The sequence below is a fragment of the Pseudomonas corrugata genome, from assembly GCF_050920615.1.
GTDB classification, from domain to species: Bacteria; Pseudomonadota; Gammaproteobacteria; order Pseudomonadales; family Pseudomonadaceae; genus Aquipseudomonas; species Aquipseudomonas corrugata.
In genome coordinates this window covers 16,286-31,359 of record NZ_CP130434.1, presented here as the reverse complement: position 1 = coordinate 31,359, position 15,074 = coordinate 16,286, and the positions used below count along the sequence as shown (strand labels likewise).

Below are 15,074 nucleotides of genomic sequence, written 5' to 3'. Positions count from 1 at the left end.
AGATTTAGACCGCCTCGTTGGACTCGTCCTCGAACGCTGCGAACAGCGGTTCGTCTTCAACGATTTCAGCGTTGGCGATGAACTCGTAGCTCATCAGGCCTTCGGCGATTTCACGCAGCGCTACCACGGTAGGCTTGTCGTTTTCCCACTGGACCAATGGCTCTTTGCCGCCGGTGGCCAGTTGACGGGCACGCTTGGTAGAGAGCATGACCAGCTCAAAGCGGTTTTCCACGTGTTCTAGGCAGTCTTCAACGGTTACGCGGGCCATGGTATTCCTCGGAGCGAATGCGATATGCGCGCTGCCCGGTTGGGCGAGCGGACTCGACAGTTTAAAAAAACACCAGCGTTTAGGGAAGCGCTGTTTTTTTGAACAAACCCCTCGGCGCGCTGCAAGTACCAATGTAAAGCCGTTGCAGCGGTTTTGGGAAGGGGCGGTCAGCCCAGCAGTTCGGCCAGTAATTTACCGAAACGTTGCTGCTGGCGTTTCTGTTGCAGCTGGTTGGCGCGGAAAACCGCTTTCAGGTCGTCCAGCGCCTGGGCGAAATCATCGTTGATGATCAGGTAATCGTAGTCCACGTAGTGGCTCATTTCGCTGACCGCTTCACGCATCCGGCCTTCGATGATCTCGTCGCTGTCCTGGCCACGGTTGGTCAGGCGCTGGCGCAAGGCTTGCTGGCTCGGTGGCAGGATGAAGATCGAACGGGCCTGGGGCATCAGCTTGCGCACTTGTTCGGCGCCTTGCCAGTCGATTTCCAGAATCAGGTCGTGGCCTTCGTCCAGGGTCTGCTGCAAGTAGCTCTGCGAGGTGCCGTAGAGGTTGCCGAAGACTTCGGCGCGCTCCAGGAAGTCGCCGTGCTCGGCCATCTTCACGAACTCTTCGCGGTCGACGAAGTGGTAGTTCACGCCGTTCACTTCACCAGGGCGCATGGCGCGGGTGGTGTGGGAGACCGAGACGCGGATCTGCGGCTCGGCGTCGATCAGGGCCTTGACCAGGCTGGTCTTGCCGGCGCCCGAGGGCGCGGAAATGATGTAGAGAGTGCCGGTGCTGTGGGTCATGTCGGGTTAGCCTTACTCAATGTTCTGCACTTGTTCGCGCATCTGCTCGATCAACACCTTGAGGTTGACCGCAGCCTGGGTGCTGCGCGGGTCGAAGGCCTTGGAGCCCAGTGTATTGGCTTCGCGGTTGAGTTCCTGCATCAAAAAGTCCAGGCGGCGACCGGCCGCACCACCGGACTTGAGCACCCGGCGGACTTCGATGATGTGGGTGCTCAGGCGATCCAGTTCTTCGGCCACGTCGCTTTTCTGGGCGAGCATGACCATTTCCTGTTCCAGGCGCTGCGGATCCAGCTCGGCCTTCATGTCGGCGAAGCGATCCAGGACTTTCTGGCGTTGGGTGGCGAGCATCTGCGGGACCAGTTCGCGCAGGGTCGTCACGTCTTCTTCGATGGAGGTCAGGCGCTCGTTGATCAGCCGGGCCAGTTCCGCACCTTCGCGCTCACGGCCGGCCTTGAGCTCCTTGAGCCCCTGGTTGAACAGCGCCAGCGCCTCGGCGTTCAGGGCCTGGGGATCGCTGGCATCACCCACCAGCACGCCGGGCCAGGCCAGGACTTCCAGCGGGTTCAGGGCGGCTGGGTTCTTGATCAGGCTGGCGACGGTTTCGGCAGCGGCCACCAGTTGGGCGGCGCGCTCGCGGTCCACCTGCAATGTCTTGCCGGTGCTTTCCTCGGTGAAGCGCAGGGTGCATTCCAGCTTGCCCCGGGACAACCCCTGGCGCAGGGCTTCGCGCACGCTGCCTTCCAGGTCGCGGAAGGACTCGGGCAGGCGCAGGTGTGGTTCCAGGTAACGGCTGTTGACCGAGCGCAGTTCCCAGCTCAGCGTGCCTTGGGCACCGGCCTTTTCGACGCGGGCGAAGGCGGTCATGCTGTGCACCATGGAGGTTCCTCGCAATGCAGGCCGTGCACGACCGGGGGTCGTGGCGCCTGAAGTCTGTGGATAAAAAGCCGACGGGCAGCAAAGGCGCAGGATTGTAGCGCAGTGAGGCGCATGCCCCCAAACCGTGCCGGTGACAAAGCGCTGCAGCCCGTCGGGCGGGCCTTTGAGTGGCTTGTTGCGCGGCGGTTTTTAAAACTGCGCGACGTTTTAAACTGCCCTAGGATGATTCGCGGCTTTATAATGCCGGCAGTTTTCCGTCCTCTGTACAGGTGTTCCCTATGAAACGTCCAAGTGGTCGCGCTGCCGATCAGCTCCGCTCGATCCGCATTACCCGCAACTACACCAAACACGCCGAGGGATCCGTACTGGTCGAGTTCGGTGATACCAAGGTCATCTGCACTGTCAGCGTCGAAAACGGTGTGCCCCGGTTCCTCAAGGGCCAGGGCCAAGGCTGGTTGACGGCCGAGTACGGCATGCTGCCACGCGCCACCGGTGAGCGGAACCAGCGCGAAGCCAGCCGTGGCAAGCAAGGCGGGCGCACCCTGGAAATCCAGCGCCTGATCGGCCGTTCGCTGCGCGCTGCCCTGGACATGTCCAAGCTGGGCGACGTGACGCTGTATGTCGATTGCGATGTGATTCAGGCCGACGGCGGCACTCGCACCGCCTCCATTACCGGTGCCATGGTCGCGCTGGTCGATGCCCTGAAGGTGATCAAGAAGCGCGGCGGCCTCAAGGGTGGCGACCCGCTCAAGCAGATGATCGGCGCGGTGTCCGTGGGCATGTACCAGGGCGAGCCGGTGCTGGACCTGGATTACCTGGAAGACTCCGCCGCCGAGACCGACCTGAACGTTGTCATGACCAGCGCCGGCGGCTTCATCGAAGTCCAGGGCACCGCCGAAGGCGCGCCATTCCAGCCTGAAGAGCTGAACGCTATGCTGGAGCTGGCGAAGAAAGGCATGAGCGAGATTTTCGAACTGCAGAAGGCCGCCCTGGCCGATTGATCTAAAGCGCTTCAGACAAGGAGAGCGTCATGAGTGATGAGCAAGTGCTACTGCCTCAGCCGGACAGGGAGGCGCGTCAATGGGCGATGTTTTGTCACTTGTCCGCCTTGTCGGGGCTGGTGATTCCGTTCGGTACCTTGATCGGGCCGCTGGTGCTCTGGCAGATCAAGCGCGAATCCGATCCGTTCATCGATGCCCAGGGCAAGGAAGCGCTGAACTTCCAGATCACCGTGGCGATTGCCTCGCTCATCAGCTTCCTGTTGATGATCGTGGTGATTGGCTTCTTCCTGTTCGGGCTGATTGCCATCGGCGCGCTGGTGCTGACCATCATCGGCGGGATCAAGGCCAACGAAGGGCAGCCGTACCGGTATCCGTTCACCTGGCGGTTGATCAAATAACGATCAACGCATGTCCCGTGTGGGAGCGAGCCTGCTCGCGATAGCGGTGGATCAGTCACATCAGTGTTGAAGCCCATTCCGCCATCGCGAGCAGGCTCGCTCCCACAGGGAAAATGGATTGCCCACAAAAAACCGACATTGCTGTCGGTTTTTTTGTGTTTGCTTAACGGCGTTTAGATCGTCAGCGTCCAATCGTAGTCCACGATCAGCGGCGCATGCTGCGAGAATCGTGGCTGGCGCGGCAAGCGGGCGCTGCGTACGAAGCGGCGCAGCCCGGGCGTCAGCAACTGGTAGTCGAAACGCCAGCCGAGGTTGAGCATCTCGGCCTGCTCGTTGTCCGGCCACCAGCTGTACTGGTCGCCTTCGCGGCTGACTTCGCGCAGGGCGTCGACATAGCCCATGTTGCCGATGATCTCGTCCATCCAGGCCCGTTCAGGCGCCAGGAAACCTGGAGATTGCTGGCTGTCGCGCCAGTTCTTGATGTCCAGCTTCTGTTGCGCCACGTACAGCGAGCCACAATAGATGTACTCGCGACGTTTGCGCCGCTGCTTATCCAGGTAACGGGCGAAGTCGTCCATCAACTTGAATTTCTGATTCAAATCTTCATCGCCGTTCTGCCCCGACGGGAGCAGTAAGGTCGCGATGCTGACCTTGTCGAAATCGGCTTGCAGGTAGCGCCCGTAGCGGTCCGCCGTCTCGAAACCGAGACCGTTGATGACAGCCTTCGGTTGCAGCCGCGAGTACAGAGCCACGCCACCCTGGGCGGGGACTTCGGCATCGCAGGCATAAAGGAAGTAACCATCCAGTTGGAAGGCTGCATCGTCCAGTTCAAAGGCGGAGGCGCGGGTGTCCTGCAGGCAGATGACGTCGGCATTCTGTGCTTGCAGCCAACTGAGCAAACCTCGCTCCACTGCAGCCTGAATACCATTGACGTTCACACTGATGATCCGCATAAATGGCCCCAAAAATCACGTGCGTGTATGATACACGCCGTGTACCTATTTAGCTAAATCCGCGGTATTTGAGGCTTTTTTTCATGCAGGCGTATCAGCGCGATTTCATTCGCTTTGCCATCGATCGCGGGGTTTTGCGCTTCGGTGAGTTCACCCTCAAGTCCGGGCGCACGAGCCCGTACTTCTTCAATGCCGGCCTGTTCAACAGCGGTTCCGCCCTGGCCCAGCTGGGGCGTTTCTATGCGGCGGCCATTGTCGAGAGCGGCATCCCGTTCGACGTGCTGTTCGGCCCGGCCTATAAAGGCATCCCGCTGGCTGCCACCACCGCCGTGGCTCTGGCTGAACACCACGACCGCGACGTGCCCTGGTGCTTCAACCGCAAGGAAGCCAAGGCTCACGGTGAAGGCGGCAGCCTGGTGGGCGCGCCGCTGACCGGTGAAGTACTGATCATCGACGACGTGATCACCGCCGGTACCGCCATCCGCGAAGTGATGCAGATCATCGCTTCCCAGGAAGGCGCCAAGGCCGCCGGCGTGCTGATCGCCCTGAACCGTCAGGAGCGTGGCAACGGCGAATTGTCGGCGATCCAGGAAGTGGAGCGCGACTTCGGCATTCCGGTCATCAGCATCGTTTCGCTGACCCAGGTCCTGGAGTTCCTGGCCGACGATCCGCAGCTCAAGCAGCATTTGCCGGCGGTCGAGGCTTATCGGGCGCAGTTCGGCGTCTGATCGGCTTGCACATTCCCCTGTGTGAGCGAGCCTGCTCGCGATAGCGGTGGATCAGTCATTCCGCCATCGCGAGCAGGCTCGCTCCCACAGGGGGTATCTCGCAGGTGGCCGGTGCAAAAAAAGACCCCGCTCAGCCAGGCTGAGCGGGGTCTTTTTTTGGGATGTGGCTTATGGACGCTTGCGATTGCTGATCAACGTACCCACGCCAGTGTCGGTGAAGATCTCCAGCAGGATCGCATTCGGCACCCGGCCGTCGATGATCAACGAGCTGCCGACGCCGCCTTGCACCGCTTCCAGTGCACAACGGATCTTCGGCAGCATGCCGCCATAGATGGTGCCATCCGCGATCAGATCGTCGACTTGTTGGGTCGACAGCCCGGTCAGGACCTTGCCCGACTTGTCCATCAGGCCGGCGATGTTGGTCAGCAACATCAGCTTTTCAGCTTTCAGTGCTTCGGCGACCTTGCCGGCCACCAGGTCGGCATTGATGTTGTACGACTCGCCGTTGGCACCCACGCCGATAGGCGCGATCACCGGGATGAAATCGCCCTTGACCAGCAGGTTCAGCAGGTCGGTGTTGATACCGACCACTTCGCCCACATGGCCGATGTCGATGATTTCCGGCTGGGTCATTTCCGGGGTCTGGCGGGTGACGGTGAGTTTCTTCGCCCGGATCAGCTCGGCATCCTTGCCCGTCAGGCCGATGGCGCTGCCGCCATGGCGGTTGATCAGGTTGACGATGTCCTTGTTGACCTGGCCGCCGAGGACCATTTCCACCACGTCCATGGTCTGCGCGTCGGTGACGCGCATGCCGTCGATGAAGTGGCTCTCGATCGACAGCCGCTTGAGCAGGTCACCGATCTGCGGGCCGCCGCCATGCACCACCACCGGGTTGATGCCCACGGCCTTCATCAGCACGATGTCGCGGGCGAAGCCGGTCTTCAGCTCCTCGCTTTCCATCGCGTTGCCGCCATATTTGATCACCAGGGTCTTGCCGACGTAGCGTCGGATATAAGGCAACGCTTCGGACAGGACCTTGGCGGTGTTGGTGGCGGCTTCGCGTTCGAGGGTCATTCAGGGCTCCAGTGGCGCTTCAAAAAATCAAAACGGTAGTTGAAGATCGGGTGCAACACGTTTGAGTTGGGTGTGGAACACATCTTTGATGCGCTGCAGCTCGGCTTCGTCATCGGCCTCGAAACGCAAGACCAGCACCGGTGTGGTGTTGGATGCGCGAACCAGGCCCCAGCCATGGGGATAGTCGACCCGCACACCGTCGATGGTGGTCAGTTCGGCCCCTTCGCCCCATTGAGCGTCGTGCAGTGCATCAATGATGCTGAATTTGCTCTCTTCGGTCACATGGATATTGATTTCCGGCGTAGAAATATCGTTCGGGAAGGTCGCGAACAGGTCTTCGGCGCTGGATTGTTCCTTGCTGAGGATCTCCAGCAGGCGTGCGGCGCTGTAGATGCCGTCGTCGAAACCGAACCAGCGCTCCTTGAAGAAGATGTGGCCGCTCATCTCGCCGGCCAGCAGGGCGCCGCTTTGCTTCATTTTCTTCTTGATCAACGAATGGCCGGTCTTCCACATCAGCGGACGACCACCGTATTCCTTGATCAGCGGCACCAGGCGACGGGTGCACTTAACGTCGAAAATGATCTCCGCATCGGGGTTACGGGCCACGACGTCCTTGGCGAACAGCATCAGCAGGCGGTCAGGGAACACGACGCTGCCGGTATTGGTCACCACGCCCACGCGGTCGCCGTCGCCGTCGAAGGCCAGGCCCAGGTCGGCGTTGGTTTCCTTGACCTTGGCGATCAGGTCTTCAAGGTTTTCCAGCTTGCCCGGGTCCGGGTGATGGTTGGGGAAGTTGCCGTCCACCTCGCAGAACAGCGGGATGACCTCGCAGTTCAGGGCTTCGATCAGTTGCGGGGCGATCACGCCGGCCGCGCCGTTGCCGCAGTCGACCACCACTTTCAGGCGACGGGCCAGCTTCACGTCCTTGACGATTTCGTCGCTGTAGCGCTCGAGGATATCGACCTTGGTGACGGTGCCCTTGCCGCTGCTCAGGTCGTTGGTCTTGAGACGGGTGTGCAGGGCCTGGATCTGCTCGTTGGCGAGGGTGTCGCCGGCGATGACGATCTTGAAGCCGTTGTAGTTCGACGGGTTGTGGCTACCGGTAAGCATCACGCCGGATTTGCCGGCCAATACGTTGGCGGCGTAATACAACGCCGGGGTCGGGACCAGGCCGACGTCGCTGACGTGGCAGCCGCTGTCGGCAACGCCCTTGATCAGCTGTTCTACCAGCTCGGGGCCGGACAAGCGGCCATCGCGGCCGACGCACACGTTCGGTTCGCCCTGGGCCAGGCTCTGGGAGCCAATGGCGCGGCCGATCCAGTAGGCGGTTTCGCCGGTCAGGGTTTCCGGTACCACGCCACGGATGTCGTAGGCGCGGAAGATGCTGTCAGGAAAGATCGGTGCGATTGCGGCTGGGGTGTTCATGGCGGGACGCTCTATTCAGAAAGTGACTGGACAGGCCGACTGTCAGCGTCGGCAGGCTCAAGCTGAAGGGTATGACGGCGTTTTTGACAGAGAGTTCGTGGTGGGAAAGTGCCATGAGACAGCGTTATCCCGCCCTGGGTCGCCTAATACCTTGATTCCGGATGGGAAACCTAGCAGAAAGCCATTGCGCATTTTTTGCCCTGAAACAGAAGCTTAATAAACCGGCCGGGCAGCACACCCGGCCTGTTCCCGCCTGTCAATGGCTGCCGGAATGCCCGAAACCGCCTGCGCCGCGCTGGCTCTCGTCGAACTCCTCGACCAGTTCGAAGTGGGCCTGGACCACCGGTACCAGCACCAGCTGGGCGATGCGTTCGCCCACCGCGATGTTGAATGTCGTATGACCACGGTTCCAGCACGACACCATCAGCTCGCCCTGGTAGTCGGAGTCGATCAAGCCCACCAGGTTGCCCAGCACGATACCGTGCTTATGACCCAGGCCCGAACGCGGCAGGATCAGCGCGGCCAGGCCCGGGTCGCCGATGTACACCGACAGGCCGGTGGGGATCAGCAGTGTCTGGCCCGGCTCCAGAACGGTGTCCTGCTTGAGCATGGCCCGCAGGTCGAGACCGGCGGAGCCCGGTGTGGCGTATTGCGGCAGCGGGAATTCATTGCCGATGCGGGGGTCGAGGATCTTGGCTTGTAGAGCGTGCATGGAAAATTAAACCTGGTTCAGCCGTTCGGCGATGAAAGTGATCAGTTGGCGGGCGATCTTGCCCTTGCTGGTCTGGGCGAAAAGGGTGGCGTGCAACTGGCGGTCGATCACGCTGCAGGCGTTTTCTTCGCTGTTGAAGCCGATGCTCGGGTTGGCGACGTCGTTGGCAACGATCAAGTCCAGATTCTTGTCCTTGAGTTTGCGCGCGGCGTAATCGAGCAGGTTCTCGGTTTCGGCGGCGAAGCCGACACTGAAGGGACGGTCGGAACGGGTGGCGATGGTGGCAAGGATATCCGGGTTACGGACCATTTGTAATAACAGGCCGTCGCCGCTCGTAGGGTCTTTCTTCAGTTTTTGCGGGGCGATGACTTCAGGGCGGTAGTCCGCTACCGCCGCCGAGGCGATGAACAGGTCGCAGGGGATGGCTGCTTCGCAGGCCGCGAGCATGTCCCGGGCGCTGACCACGTCAATGCGGGTCACCCGATCCGGCGTCGGCAGGTGCACCGGGCCGGTGATCAATGTTACCCGCGCGCCAGCTTCCACCGCGGCCTCGGCCAGGGCGAAGCCCATTTTCCCGGAGCTGTGGTTGGTGATGTAGCGCACCGGGTCGATGTTTTCCTGGGTCGGTCCGGCGGTGATCAGCACGTGTTTGCCGGTCAGGGCGTGGCGCTGGAAGCAGTCGGCGGCACATTGGGCCAGGTCGGTGGCTTCGAGCATGCGGCCCATGCCGACATCGCCGCAGGCCTGGCTGCCGGAGGCCGGGCCAAAGACTTTCAGGTCGCGGCTTTCAAGCAGCTGCAGATTGGCCTGGGTGGCCGGATCGCGCCACATGGCCTGATTCATGGCCGGTGCGACAGCAACCACGGCGTCGGTGGCGAGCACCAGGGTGGTCAGCAGGTCATTGGCGATGCCCTGGGCCAGGCGGGCAATCAGGTCGGCCGTGGCCGGGGCGATCAGCACCAGGTCGGCCCACTTGGCCAGTTCGATATGGCCCATGGCGGCTTCGGCCGCCGGGTCGAGCAGATCCAGGTGGACCGGGTGCCCGGACAGGGCCTGCATGGTCAGCGGGGTAATGAATTCACTGCCGCCACGGGTCATGACGACCCGCACTTCCGCGCCCTGGTCGATGAGTCGGCGAACCAGCTCGGCGCTCTTGTAGGCGGCAATGCCGCCGCCGACGCCCAGAACGATGCGTTTCCGATACAGCCGCTGCATAAGCCTGCCTTTGGATTTCAGTGGTCAATGCAGGACGAACCTCTCGACAGCAGCCTGCCGGGGTGCAAATCGCCTGCAAAAAAAGATGGGCTACGATATCACAGCGACCGCTATGGAACAGCGGTGCCCACTATCAGGGAGAGCCTATGAGTATTCGGGATTGGCCCGTGGCCGAGCGTCCACGGGAGAGGTTGCTGGCATCGGGGGCGGGAAGTCTTTCGGACGCAGAATTACTGGCGATTTTCTTGCGAACCGGCGTGTCGGGCAAAAGCGCGGTCGATCTGGCGCGACAACTGCTGACTCAATTTGGCAGCCTGCGCGCGCTGCTTGAAGCCGACCAGATCACGTTCAGCAGCCATATGGGGTTGGGCCCGGCGAAATTTGCGCAGTTGCAGGCGGCCCAAGAAATGAGCCGGCGGCATCTGGCCGAGCGGGCGCGGCAAAGAACGACGCTGGAAAGCCCGGGGGTCGTCCGTGAGTACCTGAAGTCGATGCTGCGCCACGAGCCCCATGAAGTGTTTGGCTGTCTGTTTCTCAATTCCAGGCATCAGGTGCTGGGTTTCGAAACGCTGTTTCGCGGCTCCATCGACAATGCCAGCGTTCATCCCCGGCAAGTGGTCAAGCGCGCCCTGGCCCACAACGCCGCCGCGCTGATCCTGTGCCACAACCATCCTTCCGGCAACACCGAGCCCAGCCAGGCCGACCGGTTGCTCACCGAGCGACTGCAAGAGGCGCTGGAGCTGATTGATGTGCGGGTGCTCGATCACTTCATCGTTGGTGATGGGGAGCCGCTGTCGATGGCGGAGTATGGGTGGATGTGAGCGAAATCTGGTGCCCAGAGAAATCCTTTGTGGGAGCGAGCCTGCTCGCGATAGCGGTTCGTCAGTGACATTGTCTGTTCTGACACGCCGCAATCGCGAGCAGGCTCGCTCCCACAAGGTTCACCGCATTACTTGAGGCTGACCTTCGAATAATCCTGGCGCCCAAACGGGCTGACCGCATAACCCTGCAGGTCCTTGCGAACCAGGGCGAACGCGGTCGGGTGCGCCAGCGGCAGCCACAGGGCCTGTTGCCGGATCTGTGCTTGTGCCTGTTCGTAAAGCTTGGTGCGCACACCCTGTTCGCCGGTGGTCTTGCCGGCGCTGATCAGCTTGTCCAGGTCTTGATTACAATAACGCGCGAAGTTGGTGCCGGACTTGACCGCCGCGCAGGAAAACTGTGGCGTGAGGAAGTTGTCCGGATCGCCGTTGTCGCCAGCCCAGCCCATGAATAGCAGGTCATGCTCGCCGGCCTTGGCGCGACGGATCAGCTCCCCCCATTCGATCACCCGGATTTCCGCCTGGATGCCCACTTCCGCCAGGTCGGATTGCAACAGTTGCGCGCCGAGGCTGGGGTTGGGGTTCAGCAGGCTGCCGGAAGGGCGGGTCCAGATTGTGGTCTGGAAACCCTCTTTCAAGCCGGCCTTGGCCAGCAGCTCGCGGGCCTTGGCCGGGTCATGGGCATAGCCGGGCAGGTTCTTGGCGTAGCTCCAGGTGTTTGGCGGGTAGGGGCCGTTGGCCGCTTCGGCGGTGCCTTCGAAGACGGTCTTGAGGTAGCTGGCCTTGTCGAAGGCGAGGTTGATGGCCTGGCGTACCTCGGGTTTGTCCAGAGGCGGATGCTGGCTGTTGATTGCCACGAAAGCAGTCATGAAGGCGTCGGTCTGCTCAACCTTCAGGGTCGGTTCCTGCCGGGCGGCCTGCACATCCAGCGGCTTGGGCGACAGGGCGATCTGGCATTCGTTGCGCCGCAGTTTCTGCAGGCGCACGTTCGCATCCGGTGTGATGGCGAAGATCAACTGATCGACCTGGGGTTTGCCGGCAAAATAGTCGTTGTTGGCCTTGTAGCGAATCGAGGCGTCCTTCTGGAACCGGTTGAAGATGAAGGGGCCGGTGCCGATGGGCTGGTTGTTGAGTTTTTCCGGCGTGCCGGCCTTCATCAACTGATCGGCGTATTCGGCCGAATAGATCGAGGCGAATCCCATGCTCAGGGTGGCCAGGAAAGTGGAGTCCGCGTGATCGAGGGTAAAGCGCACGGTCAGCGGGTCCAGGGCGTCTATTTTCTTGATCAGCGCCGGCAGTTGCATGGATTGGGCGTGAGGGAAGCCGCTCTGGGCGACTTTATGCCAGGGGTTGGCAGGGTCCAGCATGCGCTCGAAGCTGAACTTCACGTCTTCGGCCGTCAGGTCACGGTGCGGCGTGAAATATTCGGTCTGGTGAAACTTGACCTTTGGACGCAGCTGGAACACGTAGGTCAGTCCATCAGGCGAGACGTCCCAGCGCTCGGCCAGGCTCGGGACTACCTTGCCGCTGGCGGTGTCGAAATCCACCAGTCGGTTCATCAACACGTCGGCGGAGGCGTTGGTGGTTGTCAGCGAATTGTATTGGACGACATCGAACCCCTCCGGGCTGGCCTCGGTGCAGACGCTCAGGGCGGCGGCCTGGGCCAAAGGGCTGATCAGCAGAGGTGCGAGCAACAGTGAGAGGGCAGCGAGGCGCATGATCGGTTTCCTTGTCAGGTCGAAGGCCCATCTGCGAGTGCAGTCTGGAAAAGGCCTACCCTAGTGGGCTCGTTGCCAAATGACTATCCCCTTTTTGCTTTTTCCGGCACGCTGCTCCAGCGTATCGAGCGTTAAAACCTGTCAGCGTCGAAAAAAGCCGGCGTGCCGCGACGAGCGGTCATAGCCATCGCCAGCCTTTGCCGCAGCCGTTCGGCGCGGTTGTCCGAGGATTCCAGGTAAAGACAAATCACACGGGCTGTTGTTGCACTGAGGTCTTTCTGGTATAAAGCAGCGCTCTTTTCTAGGGGCCCGGTTCCTTCACTGTAGGTGTAGCCGGTAAGACCCTTAAAGAAACGCGGCGCCTGGCGCCAAATGACTGAGAGATTAAGCGGCCAACCCATGCCGGGTTGGGCATGTGGTTTTAGAGGGCTGAGGCATGTCTAGAGTCTGTCAAGTTACCGGTAAGGGTCCGGTGACTGGGAATAACATTTCCCACGCAAACAACAAAACCCGTCGTCGTTTCCTGCCGAACCTGCAGCATCACCGCTTCTGGGTTGAAGAAGAGAAACGTTTTGTGCGTCTGCGCGTATCTGCCAAGGGCATGCGTATCATCGACAAGCGTGGCATCAGTGTCGTGCTGGCCGAACTTCGTCGCGATGGCAAGGTTTAAGGGAGCTAATCATGCGTGAATTGATTCGTTTGATCTCGAGCGCCGGTACTGGTCACTTCTACACTACCGACAAGAACAAGCGTACTACCCCGGACAAAATCGAGATCAAGAAATATGATCCGGTTGTTCGCAAGCACGTGATCTACAAGGAAGGCAAAATCAAGTAATTGATTTTTCCCTCTTTACGAAAAAGGCCCGTATCGCGAGATACGGGCCTTTTTTGTGGCTGGCTTCCAGCCCTGGTCCAATCCCTGTGTGCGAGCCTGCTCGCGATGGGGCCAGCCCGGCCAATGAAAACTCAAGCCTTGTGCTCAAACACCACATAGATCTTGCGGCACGGCTCCAGCACTTCCCAGGTGCCCTTGAAGCCCGCTGGAATCACGAAGCGGTCGCCTGCGCGCAATGTCTTGGCATTACCCTCGTTGTCCCGCAACACGGAAACCCCCTGGACGATCTCGCAATATTCATGCTCGGTGTAGTTGACCGTCCACTGGCCGACCGCGCCCTCCCAGACGCCGGCATTCATCTGCCCGCAGGGACTGTTGTAGTGGTTGTACACGGCTTGTTCGGGATCGCCTTTGAGAACCTTGGCCGGGTCCGGGCGATAGCGATCGGCGACGGTGCTGGCTTGGCCGAAGTCGACGATGTCCTGGATGCTCATGTCCGTAATCCCCCCGGTAATTGCTTGGAAGGCTCGAGTCTATGTTTATTAAAACGAACATCGCAAGGCTGTTTGTTGGCCTTGTGTCAAATATATTGAAACTTGAGGGGCGGCTGGTTTAGGGTGGCGGGTGCCCTGTGCCGAAAACATGCGCGAAAACCGGCTGGCCGGGCAGAATTCCTGAGTGGGCGCATCCCTGCGACGCTCATACCCCAATAAGAGGAGGACACTCGCATGACCACCCTGACTCGTGCCGACTGGGAACAACGCGCCCGCGATCTGACTATCGAAGGCCGCGCCTTCATCAACGGCGAATACACCGATGCGGTGTCCGGCGAAACCTTCGATTGCCTCAGCCCGGTCGATGGCCGCCTGTTGGGCAAGGTCGCCAGTTGCGATGCTGCCGACGCCCAGCGTGCCGTCGAAAACGCGCGTGCGGTCTTCAACTCGGGTGCCTGGTCGCGCCTGGCGCCGAGCAAACGCAAAGCGACCATGATTCGTTTCGCCGGCCTGCTCAAGCAGCACGTCGAAGAGCTGGCCCTGCTCGAAACCCTGGACATGGGCAAGCCGATCAGTGACTCCCTGAACATCGATGTGCCCGGCGCGGCACAGGCGTTGAGCTGGAGTGGTGAAGCCATCGACAAGCTCTACGACGAAGTGGCGTCGACCCCGCACGACCAGTTGGGCTTGGTCACCCGCGAGCCCGTAGGTGTGGTGGGCGCTATCGTGCCATGGAACTTTCCGCTGTTGATGGCCTGCTGGAAGCTCGGTCCGGCACTGTCCACCGGTAACTCGGTGATACTCAAGCCGTCGGAAAAATCCCCGCTGACTGCCATCCGCATCGCCGCACTGGCCGTCGAAGCCGGAATTCCGAAAGGCGTGCTCAACGTGCTGCCAGGCTACGGCCACACCGTCGGCAAGGCCCTGGCGCTGCACATGGATGTCGACACGCTGGTATTCACCGGCTCCACCAAGATCGCCAAGCAACTGATGATCTACTCCGGCGAATCCAACATGAAACGCATCTGGCTGGAAGCCGGCGGCAAGAGCCCGAACATCGTCTTCGCCGACGCCCCGGACCTGCAAGCAGCCGCCGAAGCCGCGGCCAGCGCCATTGCGTTCAACCAGGGCGAAGTCTGCACTGCCGGCTCGCGACTGCTGGTGGAGCGCTCCATCAAGGACACCTTCCTGCCGCTGGTGATCGAAGCCCTCAAGGGCTGGAAGCCAGGCAACCCGCTGGATCCGGCGACGAATGTTGGTGCCCTGGTGGACACCCAGCAGATGAATACCGTGCTGTCCTACATCGAAGCCGGTCACAGCGACGGCGCCAAGCTGGTGGCCGGTGGCAAGCGGATCCTCGAGGAAACCGGTGGTACGTATGTCGAGCCGACGATTTTCGACGGTGTGAGCAATGCCATGAAAATTGCCCAGGAAGAGATTTTCGGTCCGGTGTTGTCGGTGATTGCCTTCGATACCGCCGAAGAAGCCATCCAGATTGCCAACGACACGCCATATGGCCTGGCGGCAGCGGTATGGACCCGGGACATCTCCAAGGCCCACCTGACCGCCAAGGCCTTGCGCGCCGGCAGCGTGTGGGTGAACCAGTACGATGGCGGCGACATGACCGCGCCGTTCGGCGGCTTCAAGCAGTCGGGTAATGGCCGCGACAAGTCGCTGCATGCCTTCGACAAATACACCGAGCTGAAGTCGACCTGGATCAAGCTGTAACAGCACAGCGCTGATCCCTGTGGGAGCGAGCCTGCTCGCGA

16 protein-coding genes and 1 pseudogene are annotated in these 15,074 nt (G+C 61.0%); 7 read left to right on the top strand and 10 right to left on the bottom strand.

Going from position 1 to position 15,074, the window contains the following annotated elements; all coding sequences use genetic code 11:
* Positions 1-4: 4 nt before the first annotated feature.
* The 3 genes from rpoZ to QZH45_RS00150 form a co-directional block, all read right to left on the bottom strand.
* On the bottom strand, positions 5-268 hold the full coding sequence (rpoZ, locus tag QZH45_RS00160) for a DNA-directed RNA polymerase subunit omega (protein ID WP_003177259.1): 264 nt from the start codon (positions 266-268) through the stop codon (positions 5-7).
* A 167-nt stretch (positions 269-435) separates the two neighbouring features.
* Positions 436-1,056 carry a guanylate kinase gene (gene gmk / locus QZH45_RS00155; protein WP_024780258.1) on the bottom strand — a complete coding sequence of 207 codons (621 nt, stop codon included), beginning with the start codon at positions 1,054-1,056 and terminating at the stop codon, positions 436-438.
* A 12-nt stretch (positions 1,057-1,068) separates the two neighbouring features.
* On the bottom strand, positions 1,069-1,932 hold the full coding sequence (locus QZH45_RS00150; RefSeq protein WP_053192099.1) for a YicC/YloC family endoribonuclease: 864 nt from the start codon (positions 1,930-1,932) through the stop codon (positions 1,069-1,071).
* A gap of 278 nt (positions 1,933-2,210) precedes the next feature.
* On the opposite strand from QZH45_RS00150, the gene rph reads away from it, so the two are divergent.
* Positions 2,211-2,933: a ribonuclease PH gene (gene rph, locus QZH45_RS00145; RefSeq protein ID WP_024780256.1), complete on the top strand. Its 723-nt coding sequence runs from the start codon at positions 2,211-2,213 to the stop codon at positions 2,931-2,933.
* Between the two features lie 29 nt (positions 2,934-2,962).
* Entirely contained in the window at positions 2,963-3,331 is a 369-nt protein-coding gene (locus QZH45_RS00140) for a DUF4870 domain-containing protein (RefSeq protein ID WP_024780255.1), read from the top strand.
* A 173-nt stretch (positions 3,332-3,504) separates the two neighbouring features.
* Here QZH45_RS00140 and QZH45_RS00135 read toward each other — a convergent pair whose 3' ends face one another.
* The gene (locus QZH45_RS00135; RefSeq protein ID WP_013694557.1) at positions 3,505-4,284 is read right to left on the bottom strand and encodes an exodeoxyribonuclease III; all 780 of its coding nucleotides are present in this window, start codon (positions 4,282-4,284) and stop codon (positions 3,505-3,507) included.
* Positions 4,285-4,367: 83 nt separating this feature from the next.
* Here QZH45_RS00135 and pyrE point away from each other — a divergent pair, with 83 nt between their 5' ends.
* A complete protein-coding gene (pyrE, locus tag QZH45_RS00130; RefSeq protein ID WP_024780595.1) occupies positions 4,368-5,012 on the top strand; it encodes an orotate phosphoribosyltransferase in 645 nt (214 codons plus the stop codon).
* A gap of 168 nt (positions 5,013-5,180) precedes the next feature.
* Here pyrE and argB read toward each other — a convergent pair whose 3' ends face one another.
* The 4 genes and pseudogenes from argB to coaBC form a co-directional block, all read right to left on the bottom strand.
* Positions 5,181-6,086, bottom strand: a complete 906-nt coding sequence (argB, locus tag QZH45_RS00125) for an acetylglutamate kinase (protein ID WP_053192101.1) — start codon at positions 6,084-6,086, stop codon at positions 5,181-5,183.
* A 27-nt stretch (positions 6,087-6,113) separates the two neighbouring features.
* Positions 6,114-7,523 (bottom strand): annotated as a pseudogene (locus QZH45_RS00120) (phosphomannomutase/phosphoglucomutase); the annotation flags it as partial.
* A gap of 244 nt (positions 7,524-7,767) precedes the next feature.
* Positions 7,768-8,223 (bottom strand): dUTP diphosphatase, encoded by a 456-nt coding sequence (gene dut / locus QZH45_RS00115; RefSeq protein WP_024780592.1) that lies wholly within the window; start codon positions 8,221-8,223, stop codon positions 7,768-7,770.
* A 6-nt stretch (positions 8,224-8,229) separates the two neighbouring features.
* Positions 8,230-9,438, bottom strand: coding sequence for a bifunctional phosphopantothenoylcysteine decarboxylase/phosphopantothenate--cysteine ligase CoaBC (gene coaBC, locus QZH45_RS00110; RefSeq protein ID WP_024780591.1), 1,209 nt, complete (start codon positions 9,436-9,438; stop codon positions 8,230-8,232).
* 146 nt (positions 9,439-9,584) lie between these two features.
* Here coaBC and radC point away from each other — a divergent pair, with 146 nt between their 5' ends.
* Positions 9,585-10,259 carry a RadC family protein gene (gene radC, locus QZH45_RS00105; RefSeq protein WP_024780590.1) on the top strand — a complete coding sequence of 225 codons (675 nt, stop codon included), beginning with the start codon at positions 9,585-9,587 and terminating at the stop codon, positions 10,257-10,259.
* 128 nt (positions 10,260-10,387) lie between these two features.
* Here radC and QZH45_RS00100 read toward each other — a convergent pair whose 3' ends face one another.
* On the bottom strand, positions 10,388-11,974 hold the full coding sequence (locus QZH45_RS00100; RefSeq protein ID WP_024780589.1) for an ABC transporter substrate-binding protein: 1,587 nt from the start codon (positions 11,972-11,974) through the stop codon (positions 10,388-10,390).
* Between the two features lie 436 nt (positions 11,975-12,410).
* On the opposite strand from QZH45_RS00100, the gene rpmB reads away from it, so the two are divergent.
* Positions 12,411-12,644, top strand: coding sequence for a 50S ribosomal protein L28 (rpmB, locus tag QZH45_RS00095; RefSeq protein ID WP_003177273.1), 234 nt, complete (start codon positions 12,411-12,413; stop codon positions 12,642-12,644).
* Between the two features lie 11 nt (positions 12,645-12,655).
* Positions 12,656-12,811: a 50S ribosomal protein L33 gene (gene rpmG / locus QZH45_RS00090; RefSeq protein ID WP_003177274.1), complete on the top strand. Its 156-nt coding sequence runs from the start codon at positions 12,656-12,658 to the stop codon at positions 12,809-12,811.
* Positions 12,812-12,942: 131 nt separating this feature from the next.
* Here rpmG and QZH45_RS00085 read toward each other — a convergent pair whose 3' ends face one another.
* On the bottom strand, positions 12,943-13,305 hold the full coding sequence (locus QZH45_RS00085) for a cupin domain-containing protein (RefSeq protein ID WP_024780588.1): 363 nt from the start codon (positions 13,303-13,305) through the stop codon (positions 12,943-12,945).
* 234 nt (positions 13,306-13,539) lie between these two features.
* Between QZH45_RS00085 and QZH45_RS00080 the strand changes: the two genes are divergently transcribed.
* Entirely contained in the window at positions 13,540-15,033 is a 1,494-nt protein-coding gene (locus tag QZH45_RS00080; RefSeq protein WP_024780587.1) for an aldehyde dehydrogenase, read from the top strand.
* Positions 15,034-15,074: the final 41 nt, after the last annotated feature.